Annotated in this window: 9 protein-coding genes; 3 read left to right on the forward strand and 6 right to left on the reverse strand. The window is 33.7% G+C overall.

Going from position 1 to position 10,923, the window contains the following annotated elements; all coding sequences use genetic code 11:
* The first annotated feature begins 251 nt into the window (after positions 1–251).
* Positions 252–896, forward strand: a complete 645-nt coding sequence (locus VFM92_RS05620; protein WP_325121217.1) for a hypothetical protein — start codon at positions 252–254, stop codon at positions 894–896.
* A 165-nt stretch (positions 897–1,061) separates the two neighbouring features.
* Positions 1,062–3,536, forward strand: a complete 2,475-nt coding sequence (locus VFM92_RS05625) for a DUF5916 domain-containing protein (RefSeq protein ID WP_325121218.1) — start codon at positions 1,062–1,064, stop codon at positions 3,534–3,536.
* Between the two features lie 65 nt (positions 3,537–3,601).
* Here the strand turns inward: VFM92_RS05625 and VFM92_RS05630 are convergent, their stop codons facing one another.
* The 6 genes from VFM92_RS05630 to VFM92_RS05655 form a co-directional block, all read right to left on the reverse strand.
* Complete coding sequence (locus VFM92_RS05630) at positions 3,602–4,882, reverse strand: S8 family serine peptidase (RefSeq protein WP_325121219.1); 1,281 nt, start codon at positions 4,880–4,882, stop codon at positions 3,602–3,604.
* Between the two features lie 709 nt (positions 4,883–5,591).
* Positions 5,592–5,828, reverse strand: a complete 237-nt coding sequence (locus tag VFM92_RS05635; RefSeq protein ID WP_325121220.1) for a hypothetical protein — start codon at positions 5,826–5,828, stop codon at positions 5,592–5,594.
* A gap of 103 nt (positions 5,829–5,931) precedes the next feature.
* Positions 5,932–6,750 carry a J domain-containing protein gene (locus VFM92_RS05640; RefSeq protein WP_325121221.1) on the reverse strand — a complete coding sequence of 273 codons (819 nt, stop codon included), beginning with the start codon at positions 6,748–6,750 and terminating at the stop codon, positions 5,932–5,934.
* On the reverse strand, positions 6,743–6,898 hold the full coding sequence (locus tag VFM92_RS05645) for a hypothetical protein (protein ID WP_325121222.1): 156 nt from the start codon (positions 6,896–6,898) through the stop codon (positions 6,743–6,745). Before VFM92_RS05645 ends, VFM92_RS05640 begins: the two co-directional genes overlap by 8 nt.
* Positions 6,895–8,637: a M14 family metallopeptidase gene (locus tag VFM92_RS05650; protein WP_325121223.1), complete on the reverse strand. Its 1,743-nt coding sequence runs from the start codon at positions 8,635–8,637 to the stop codon at positions 6,895–6,897. The genes VFM92_RS05645 and VFM92_RS05650 overlap by 4 nt, the downstream gene beginning before the upstream one ends.
* 74 nt (positions 8,638–8,711) lie before the next feature.
* On the reverse strand, positions 8,712–9,953 hold the full coding sequence (locus VFM92_RS05655; protein ID WP_325121224.1) for a DEAD/DEAH box helicase: 1,242 nt from the start codon (positions 9,951–9,953) through the stop codon (positions 8,712–8,714).
* 191 nt (positions 9,954–10,144) lie between these two features.
* Between VFM92_RS05655 and VFM92_RS05660 the strand changes: the two genes are divergently transcribed.
* A complete protein-coding gene (locus VFM92_RS05660; RefSeq protein WP_325121225.1) occupies positions 10,145–10,768 on the forward strand; it encodes a 2OG-Fe(II) oxygenase in 624 nt (207 codons plus the stop codon).
* Positions 10,769–10,923 lie beyond the last annotated feature (155 nt).

A 10,923-nucleotide genomic window follows, 5' to 3' on the forward strand; every position in this document is an offset into this window, starting at 1 on the left:
GCGGAATTCTAGCTCCCTTTTAAGAAGCTCAATCGTGGTGTTTTTAATTTGATTGTTCATAATGGTAAAAATTTTGTTTACCATTACAATTTAATCATACCTCATTTTACCGTTTCCTCAAAGAAACGGTTTAGTTCAACACTTAATTAGGAACACCATATTCGCTATATTTGCGTTTAGTAGCAAGTAAGAACTAATCCATTATGCTTAGATATATTTTAATTTCCGCTTTATTCATTTTTAATTTAAACATGTCGACTGCCCAGTATCAGACAGTCGCAACTGAACATTATCTTTTAGGAGTTGATGTGAAAGGATATGAAATCAATCTCCCTTTTTCAAAAGAAAAAACAGAGGAACGCTGGAGAGATTATGCAAAGGATTTCGGAAAAAGTGAAGAAACTCAAGCACATAAAACTTATCAAGCAGTATTCAAGTCAGATATTTATGCAACTGAGATTCTGATTTACAGTCAAATAAAAGGCAATAAAGAGCAAAGCACTATTTGGGCAGGAATTGATCCGCAAGGAATTCCAAAGGATGTGTATCCTGAATTACAAAAGGCCATGGAAGAATTTATTTATAATTTCAATATTAAAATGAGAACTGACCTTGCTCAATTGAAAATAGATGAATCAGAACAAGCGGCTACTTATTTGAGTAAAGAATTTGAAAATCTCAAAAATGACGAACGAAAAAATGAAAGAAATCTTGAGAGAACAAATGAAAGAATTATTTCTTATGAAGAAAAACTAAAAGAATTAAGAAATGATTCTACTTTATATTCTAATAATCTTCAAAGTTTAAAAATCTCTATAGATTCACTTTACATAGAATTAGAAAAAGTGAAATCTGTAGTGGAGAATTACAAAAAGAATCTTGAAAAAATTAAATAGTTAGAGAGATTTTATTTTTCAGTTTGTAAGGTCCTATCTAAAAACCCTTTAAAAACTACCGTTTAAATGCCTTTCTTTGTATTAATGTAATTTTAAGTGTTTAACATATTAAATGTGTTGTATTTGCACTTTTAAGGTCTTCGTTTTTTAGAAATCAATACCTAAATGGCAAAAAAAATAGTAGTACTTCTATCATTTTATCTTTTATCAATTGTAACAATTCAGGCAAATGAGGAGGAAAAAGAAGCGGTAAGTGAAATCAAAACCCAATTTGTTGAAGATATTACTCCTGAAATTGATGGAGAATTAGATGATATCTTCTGGCAAAATGTAAGCGAAGTTGAAGAAAGATTCATAGCTTTTATGCCAGATAATGGTACAAAATCCAATCAAAAAACCTACATAAAAACGGCCTATACAGATTTCGGATTATACATTTCTGCTAGAATGGAAGATAATAGTGGAGAGCCCATTCGACAAGAATTAGGAATCAGAGATGATGACAGCAGAAATGCCGACCAATTCGGAGTTCTGCTTGATACCTATCAAAACGGTCAAAATGCATTTTATTTAAAAGTAAGCGCTGCTGGCGTTCAAACAGATATATTCATAAATAGAGGAAGAAGTGATTACAATTGGGATGCCGTCTGGAAAAGTGCTGCTAAAATAACCAAAAACGGATGGCAAGTAGAAATGGAAATTCCGTATTCTGCCATTCGATTCCCAAAAGATGACAAACAAAATTGGAATGTAAATTTCATGCGAAAAATTCAAAGTAAAAATGAAACCGCCTATTGGAATTATGTAGATAACTCTATCGATGGATTAGTCAATCAATCTGGAATATTACTAGGGCTAGACGGTATAAAGCCTCCTTTAAGGCTATCTGTTTCTCCTTATATTACCACTTATTACAATAAAGCAGGAAAGGCAAGCAGTACCAAAATTACTGGCGGAATGGATTTAAAATATGGTATCACAGAAAGCTTTACGTTAGATATGACGCTAATTCCAGATTTTGGACAGACTGTTTCTGATAATTTAATATATAATCTTGGTCCGTTCGAAGTTCAATATGCCGAAAACAGAGCTTTCTTTACAGAAGGAACGGAGCTTTTTGAAAAGGGAGGATTATTCTATTCCCGTAGAGTTGGACAATCCTTCGGTTTTGTAGATTTACCAGATTCTGATTCTTTGATATCGAGACCCACAGAAGCACCTTTATTAAATGCAACCAAAATTACGGGGAGAACTAAAGGTGGATTAGGAGTAGGTTTTTTTAATGCGATCACTAACCGCACCTATGCCGAAGTTTACGATAAAGAAAATAAAGAAGTAAGACTTCAACAGGTTGATGATTTAACCAATTTCAATGTGATGGTTGTGGATCAAAGTTTGAAAAACAATAGTAATATTAGTTTAATTAATACTAATGTTCAGCGTTTTGATGGAGGAAATAATGCTAATGTTATTGGAACTGACTTCCGATTAAGAGATAAAAGCAATACCTACCAAATAGATGGATTTGGTGTCTACAACAATATTCAAAACCCAGATGGCTTTGTTGAAGATGGTTATAAATACAATATGAGTTTTGCTAAAATTAGCGGTAAATATCAGTTCGATTTTGGGCGTAATGTAGAAAGCGATACTTATAACCCAAATGACATGGGTTTTTTGCGGAATCCAAATGAAATAAGCCATTTTGTATCGGCTGGTTATAATCAATTTCAACCTTCTACGCTTTTCAATCAATATAGGATTTGGATTGGTGCAGATTATAGCCAGTTATATGACCCTAAAATGTATCAAAATTTCTCTATATGGACTGATTTCTGGGCTCAAACAAAAGATTTTCAAACCTTTTCATTTAATTTTAACTACAGACCTACCAAAACTTTCGATTATTTTGAACCAAGAGTAGAAGGAGCTAAATATTATAGAACCTGGAATTACAGTTTAAATTTTAGGCATTCTTCTGATAATAGAAAAGCATTTATGAGTAATTTTTCAGTAGGTATTTGGAATGCTCCTGATAGAGAACAGTTTGACTATTGGATTGATTTCTCGCCACGCTACAGAGTAAGTGACCAATTTTCCATTAATTATGGAATTAATTACAACAAACAATTTAGTTCCATAGGATTTGCTGAGCATTTCAGAAATGATGAAGGAGCAATAGAACAAGTTGTATTTGGTGAACGAGATATAGATATTTTGTCTAATATATTAGGTTTAAACTATACTATCAACAACAAAATGGGTTTTAACTTTCGACTAAGGCATTATTGGAACAAAGTAGATTACTTTAATTACTTTCGTTTAACAAATGAAGGTGATGTAGAATCAATCGCTTACACTGGTAAGGATTTCAAAGGCGACCCCTACGAAAAACAGGATACTAACTTTAATGTATTTAATATTGATGCAGTTTATTCCTGGCAAATTGCCCCTGGCAGTTTCGTAAATGTTGTGTGGAAGGATGCTGTTCAGGAAGTGAATAATATGGTGGATATGAATTTCTCAGAAAATTTCAAAAATGTGCTTTCCACAGAACACCGTCAAAATTTAAGTATCCGGTTAATCTATTTCTTGGATTACACTCAACTAAAAAGAGACATTGCTCTAAATAGAAGCTAAAGAAAAAAGGAGCTTAAAGTTAAGCTCCTTTTAGGTAAAATTCTTGATGAAAATTTATCTCCAATTTAGAAAACTAAGATTGGATCTGCAGTTCCATCAGGATCATTATTAACCGTTCCGTCAGTAGAATTTCCACCTAATAACAATACGCCTGCAGCATGAGGTGCAGCCATAGATGTTCCACTAATAGTATTGTATCCGCCATCTTTCCACGTTGAATTTACGGCAACACCTGGTGAACAAAAGTCCACTGGAGGATTAGAGAAATTAGAGAATGATGCAAAGTTGTCATTGATATCCATTGCAGAAATAGTATAAACATTATTTCCGTTCACTCTTGCTGGAGAAGAAGTATTAGCATCAGTACTGGAATTACCAGCAGCTAAAACCATTCTTATTCCATTTTGAGCCGCTGCTAAAACTGCTGCGTCTAGTGCATCTGATGCTGGTCCACCTAAACTTAAGTTTGCTACATCACCAGGATTTCCGTTAGCTGCAACATGGTCAACTCCTGCAATTACGCCAGAATATGAACCACTACCTCTTGAATCAAGTACTTTTACGGGTACAACCGTTGCTCCAGCGGCAACACCAATAACACCCACGTTATTATTCAAAGCCGCAACTGTACCAGCTACGTGAGAACCATGTCCATTTCCATCATCTAAGCTGTTCCCATCCCTTCCTGATGTAAATGCATTAAAGCCTCTTGAAGCATCAACATTTAAATCTTCGTGATCTAAGTCAATACCCGTATCGATAATCCAAGCAACTGAAGATCCTGTATAAGCAACTCCACCATTTACTCTGTTAATTCCATATGGAGTAGTTTGAGTAGAAGTACCACCAGTGTCTCCTCCTCCATCATCTGGATTTGGTTCAGTAGGATTATCATCACAAGGGCCACCTTTAGGGGTTCCACATGGAGGCGCCAAAGTAACAATTCTGTCAGGCTCAATTTGTGCAACTCTTTTATCCTTGCGCAATTCTGTTAATTCCGCGTCATTTAATTTTAATGCCGCTCCTCTAATTGTTTCTGAAAATACAGCTAAAACATTTTCATTTGAAATGTTTTTGTCTGCCAATAAATCAGTGGTAGTGTTTAGCATAGCTTCTTTTCTAGCTGCGGGAGAAGCTAATCCACGCATAGTTAGGTTGGTAGTTGTTTCACTGTAGGTTACAATGTATTGACCTGGTATAATTTGGCCATTTTCCACATCACTTACTTCAATAAGGTCTGATGGATCATTGATTTTCATTTCATCCTGCTGAGAACAAGCCGTAAAAATTACAGCTGTCACTAGTAAGGATAAAACACTTCTTGTTAGTTTTTTTAGTGAAAACATAATGTAAGTATTTAGTTAAAAATTAGTTTCCCCAAAAGAGAATAAAACAATTACCAAAAACAAATATTATAGTAATAAAAACACAATATAACCATACGTTTTATCTTAAAATCCAATTATTTCGGTATAATATCAAATGTTTTTAATCATACATAGAATATTTAGTATTGTTAATTAAAAAAGATAAATTTAGTTGGAACGGTCTATTTATTACTTAAAAGGTTAGTTTAATTTTTAACCACAAACATTTATGCTATTGCCACAAATGAAATATCATATAGAATATGTAAGTTTTTTTTAAAGTAGAATTAATTATGGAAACCGATACAATGTTATATTGAAGGATAAAAAGTAGTTCTAATGACCAGCTAGAGTTTAGCTTAGATTTAAAGATAGGGTGAGATAATGGCATGTGAAGGACATCGCTAATTCTGCTCTTCATTACATAGGTACTTTGCAGCCTCTGAAATAAATTAGAAGAGTCAGAAGTAAGGCAAAGAATTTCTAAAACTGTCACAATAGTCCTTTAGAATAACGAGCTGGTGCTCCTCATTATTGAAATCATCAATTTGAAAGATTAAAAAATATTTCTCAAATTAAATTAGTCATCAAACGGAGTAAGTTGAAATCAAAAAATCAGATTTCGATGTGTAAAAATTATTATTTTAATTATTGAGACTTGAAATTTGAAAAATAACTTTCATAATTCTCAATTTTCAATTTCTTCATATCCAATTCTCAAAAGCGCATAAGCAAATCCACCACTTGCTAGAATTGCCAAAATTATGAAGATAAACACACCCCAAGTAGAGTTATCTTGCATAAAAATCACTCTATAGGTCAGCACCAATAAAGCTACAACAAGCATAACAGATGTTATTAAACTCCCTATTCCAAAGTAAATGGCAAGACCGCCATTAACCCTTTTCTGCAATTTATTTGACATGGTTTTGTTACGTGTAACATTGAAAATAATTTAAAAATCTCGATTTTTAACTCTCTAAAGTATGGAAATTAATATCTAATATCAACCCTATACGGAAAAGTATTTAAAAAACCAGAACAAGTTGGACTACAAAAAGGAGTGCGGCTATTAAAAATATCGTTAGTCTGTAGTCATTATTTTTGACATAAAACAAATACCCACCTAACAGTAAAAGTGAAATGGGAATTAAAAATCCAAACACTCTGAAAATGCCATATTCGTTATAAATGGTAATACTGCCTTCTTTATTACTAATGGACTCCCCTTCCCTGAAAATCATACTTCTTTTCAATATCAAAGAACTATTAATATCTATTCTTGATATTTCCTGCTTCCCGAATCTGAAACCAATGCCGTTATTGAGCCTAGCTTTATAACTGTATTCCGACCTTGATTTCTCTGTATTCAAGCCATATCGGGACATTGTCATGACTTTATCAATTTGGGATATTTTTACTTCTTCGGATACAGTAGGTAAGAAATAATCTAGTACAAGAAGCGAATTGAATATCAGAATTATAAAAACGAATAACCTTAATCTGGCAAATAACCACTTAAACATCGCTGCTTTTTGAGCCGCCTCATCCGCTTTTTTATCTCTTTGTCTTTGATGATATGCCCGCCTTCTTCTTTCATAATCATTTTGCGGATTAGCTTTACGAGCTTGATTTTCTGTTTGAATTGGTGGTTCAGGATGCTTTTTTAGAAAATAATACGCTGCACTAATTTCTTTAAATTTCTCTCCACCGTCTAATTGAGAAACATCGGGATGGTATTGCTTCGCTAATCTGCGATAGGCATTCTTGATTTCCTCAGGAGAAGCACCAGGGTTTAATCCTAATACCGAAATGGATTCACTGTAACTTATTTTTAACCTAGCCATTTGACTTCGCAATATAGAAGTAGCTCAAACCTAAAACAAAGCCAATTCCGGTAAAGAGTGAAATATTTTGCAAAAAATAGCCGACTAACATTCCTGCTAAAGTACTTAAACCTACCTTAATAAATGGATTTTGCCAAAGCTTTCTCATTTGGCCATTAGCCTGTAAACAGGATATCTTTTATGTGCTTTTTCATAATGCTTTGAGCGCTTGAAAATCCAGTCTAATTGAGCGTAATTATTTGAAGCAAAAGCAGAATCATTTTCTTGTTTTTGGTAAAACGCTGATTTTTCATCTTCTGGCATTTCATCTAAAATTTCTTTAGCCATTGGTTCAAAGACATAAGCCGAAAAGCTTTCCTTTTGCTGTAAAATGCTGTCGAAAAAATTCCAGTTGAAAAATGAATCCTGAGCTTCTGGCTCAAGGGTTTCTACTAAATATCGCTTCGCTTTTTGTTGAGTGCTGATTAGGTAATCTCCTTTTCTGAAAGCTATATCCTGGCTAGAAGATTTCACATTGGTAGCATAATGTAAGTAATGTCCTTCATAAGGATTTGAAACTGTTTTAAAATCTTCTATGTGATATACTTCTACCGAAATAATGGTGTCCTTTTTCAAAACTTCCATTTTCACATGGTTGGCTTTCAAACGGTTTATCACTTCATTCCAAGCCTGTGAGATCACATAAAAGTCAGGAACCCGAACTGATTTAGAAACTTTATAATGATTGTAAAATGGCACTTCTTTTTCAAAAGTATCATTTCTATCATACTTCAATAATGCATTTCCGGTTAGTTCGCTTTCTGGCTCACTGGTTTTGTAACCTTCTAAAGTAATCATTTTAAATTCATCTTTATCATTTTCCCAAAGGATAGGTAAGGAATCTGATTGCAGCATTTTAGCTCTATCCTCTTGCTTCAATTCTTGAATTTTAGCACCCTCCTGAGCTGTTAATTCAGATGCTATGGTCAAGAAATCATAAATATTTTCAACTCTGGTTTTATAATCTTTCCACATATGGTCTTCCGTCATAAATCCGAAAGTTTGAAATAAAGTGGTGTAACCAGTAGAATAACGAGCTGCATCCCAGAATTGCGTCCATCCATTTTCTGGAGTAGTTCCGTGAACATTTACATATTCGATAGGATTTCTACCTTTATCCACCATTCTTTCGAATATCATAGGCTCAAATTCCTCTTCCAGATATCTTCCTAGTTCTCCACCTAATTTATTCTTTTGTGTGGATAAAACCGTTACCACATGTTGGTGGTCAGAACCGTTAGTCACGTGCGTATCAATAAATACATCTGGGTCCAGCTGGTGGAAAATTTCTGCAAAAGCAAAAGCATTTTTAGAGTCCATTTTGATGAAATCTCTGTTCAAATCATAGTTTTGAGCATTTCCTCTGAAGCCATAAGCCTTTGGCCCATTTTGATTTGTTCTAGTCGTGCTGTTTCGATTTAGTGCTCCACCAATATTATAAAATGGAATAACCGCCACAATTACACTATCCAAAAATGAATGCTGTGAAATATTTTGTGCCCAATTTCTAAGCATCATCATTGAGGCATCTATTCCATCTGATTCACCAGGATGGATGCCATTATTGATAAACAAAATTGGTTTGCCTGATTCTTGCAATTCGCTAAATCGAAACTTTTCATCTTTATTAAAAACCACCAAATGTAAGGGCTCTCCACTATCTGTTTTGCCCATTTCACGCATATCAATTTGTGGGAATCTTTGAGCTAGTTTTTTGTAGAAATTTATACCTTCTTGATAGGTAGCTGTTTCTGTTCCATTAGATTCCTCAAAAGCAGTCATTAACTCTTGAGCATTTGAACAAAATGAACTTAAAATAAATAGGATGAAAAATACTGCACGCATCATATGAACTATTTTGAGTTGAAGTTTAAAATTACAAAATCAGAATTGATTAGAATATAATAAGAAGAACAAAAAAATTATCTTCTCCCTCCTTTAATTCCACTTTTCTTTCTATTAGCAAAAAACTCTTGCTTTCTTCTTTGTTTTTCTTTTTCAAAATCCTTCTTCTCAGCCGTAGTCATTGGTTTATCCGTTTGCGGAAAGGGATTATTTTTAACCACTGGGATTTTTTGATTAATCAATTTCTCGATATCTTTCAAATAATCATTCTCTTCTGGCTCGCATAAGGAAATGGACACCCCTGCTTCACCTGCACGACCAGAACGACCGATTCTGTGTACATAGGTTTCCGCTACATTTGGAATATCGAAATTGATGACATATTGCAGTTTATCAATATCAATTCCACGAGCTGCAATATCAGTCGCTACCAGAACTCTTATTTCTTTATCTTTAAATTGATTAAGTGCTTTTTGTCTTTGATTTTGGGCTTTATCACCATGGATAGCTGCAGCCGAAATATTATGCTTTTTCAGCTCTTTTACTATTCTGTCAGCACCGTGCTTGGTTCTGTCAAAAAGTAAAACCTGATCCATTTTAGGCTCTTTTAAAATATGAAGTAACAAATCCTTTTTATCAGATTTATTGGTGTAGTATAAATACTGCTGAATAGTCTGAGCGGTAGAAGAAACTGGCGTAACAGCTATCTTCTTAGGGTTATTTAATATTTTTCTGGAAAGCTCCACAATGGTATCTGGCATAGTAGCCGAGAAAAATAAGGAATGTCTTTTAGGAGGTAGTACTGCTATCACTTTTCGGATATCATGGATAAATCCCATATCTAACATTCTGTCGGCTTCATCTAATACGAAATATTGAATATCTCGCAAATTAATAAATCCCTGGTTCATTAAATCGAGCAATCTACCTGGAGTGGCAATCAAAACATCTACTCCATTTTTGATGGCAGCAGTTTGCTTATTTTGATTTACTCCTCCAAAAATCACCGTATTTTTAATAGAGGTATACTTTCCGTAAGTCGTAAAACTCTCCCCTATTTGAATAGCTAATTCCCGCGTTGGCGTTAAAACCAATGCTTTTATTCTTTTTGAATTTGACTTTTCATTTTCCAGATGCTGCAAAATAGGAATCGCAAATGCTGCTGTTTTTCCAGTGCCGGTTTGGGCACTTGCCATGATGTCATTCTTTTCCAACAAAAGAGGAATAGCTTGTTCTTGAATAGAGGTGGGTTCCGTATAATTTTCTTCTTTTAGCGCTTTTAATATAGGCGCAATAATATTTAGTTCTTCGAATCGCATATTTAGGATTTTTATTGTTCCTATAAACGATTTAACGGCAAGGAACTTTAGGTGTGAAAAATAAAGATTGCAAAGGTAGGGAAATAGTAATGCTAAATAGCAGTTTGTATATATTATATTTATACACAATTCCACAATTAGCTAATTGATGATAGAATAATTTCTTAAATTTAGTCTTAATTAATAGTCAAATGCATATCAATCAGGACATACTTGAATCCGCTATCGATCACTTGAGCGACCCAGGATATTTTATTTGGGATGATTTTATCTCAAAAGAAGAAGTGGGAAAACTTGTTTCCATCGCAGATGAAGGAAACCAATCAGGTGATTTTAAAAAGGCAGGAATCGGAAAACAAGCTTTATTTCAATTAGATAAAAGCGTAAGAGGTGACTACATCAATTGGCTCGATAGAGAAAATCAAAATGAAAGCGTTCATCATTTTCTAAATAAAATCGAATTTCTAAAAAGCACTTTAAATGAAACCTGCTATTTGGGGTTGAAAGACTTTGAAACGCATTTCGCCATCTACCCAGAAAATACATTCTACAAAAAGCATGTGGACCGATTTCAGCAAAATGCGCATAGAGTAATCTCATTTGTGCTTTACCTGAACCAAAATTGGCAAAATGATCATGGTGGGGAATTAGCTATTTATTTTAACGACAAAACAGAAATAGTTCAGCCTTTAGCGGGTCGTTTGTTACTATTCAGAAGTGAACTTGAACATGAAGTATTAATGGCTTATAAAAAACGCTACAGCATTACTGGCTGGATGTTAGATAAGGATATGAGTTTAACATTTCTTCCTTAATATTTACAAAAAATGATTTAATTGCCAAAAATAGTTGGTAAAAGGCTTTAAAATATCTTGTAATCCTCTGATATATAGGTAAATAAATATATTTTTTCTAAAGCTCATTGAAATGTGTTTCAATGAGCTTTTTTTTGTACATGAAAAGTACAAAA

The organism is Marivirga sp., assembly GCF_035704835.1.
GTDB lineage: Bacteria > Bacteroidota > Bacteroidia > Cytophagales > Cyclobacteriaceae > Marivirga.

Bases quoted from the DNA above. Each gene is read 5' to 3' on its own strand.
- VFM92_RS05625 (WP_325121218.1), top strand. From the start codon at position 1,062: ATGGCAAAAAAAATAGTAGTACTTCTATCATTTTATCTTTTATCAATT.
- VFM92_RS05630 (WP_325121219.1), bottom strand. From the start codon at position 4,882: ATGTTTTCACTAAAAAAACTAACAAGAAGTGTTTTATCCTTACTAGTG.
- VFM92_RS05660 (WP_325121225.1), top strand. From the start codon at position 10,145: ATGCATATCAATCAGGACATACTTGAATCCGCTATCGATCACTTGAGC.
- VFM92_RS05640 (WP_325121221.1), bottom strand. From the start codon at position 6,750: ATGGCTAGGTTAAAAATAAGTTACAGTGAATCCATTTCGGTATTAGGA.
- VFM92_RS05645 (WP_325121222.1), bottom strand. From the start codon at position 6,898: ATGAGAAAGCTTTGGCAAAATCCATTTATTAAGGTAGGTTTAAGTACT.
- VFM92_RS05655 (WP_325121224.1), bottom strand. From the start codon at position 9,953: ATGCGATTCGAAGAACTAAATATTATTGCGCCTATATTAAAAGCGCTA.
- VFM92_RS05650 (WP_325121223.1), bottom strand. From the start codon at position 8,637: ATGATGCGTGCAGTATTTTTCATCCTATTTATTTTAAGTTCATTTTGT.
- VFM92_RS05635 (WP_325121220.1), bottom strand. From the start codon at position 5,828: ATGTCAAATAAATTGCAGAAAAGGGTTAATGGCGGTCTTGCCATTTAC.
- VFM92_RS05620 (WP_325121217.1), top strand. From the start codon at position 252: ATGTCGACTGCCCAGTATCAGACAGTCGCAACTGAACATTATCTTTTA.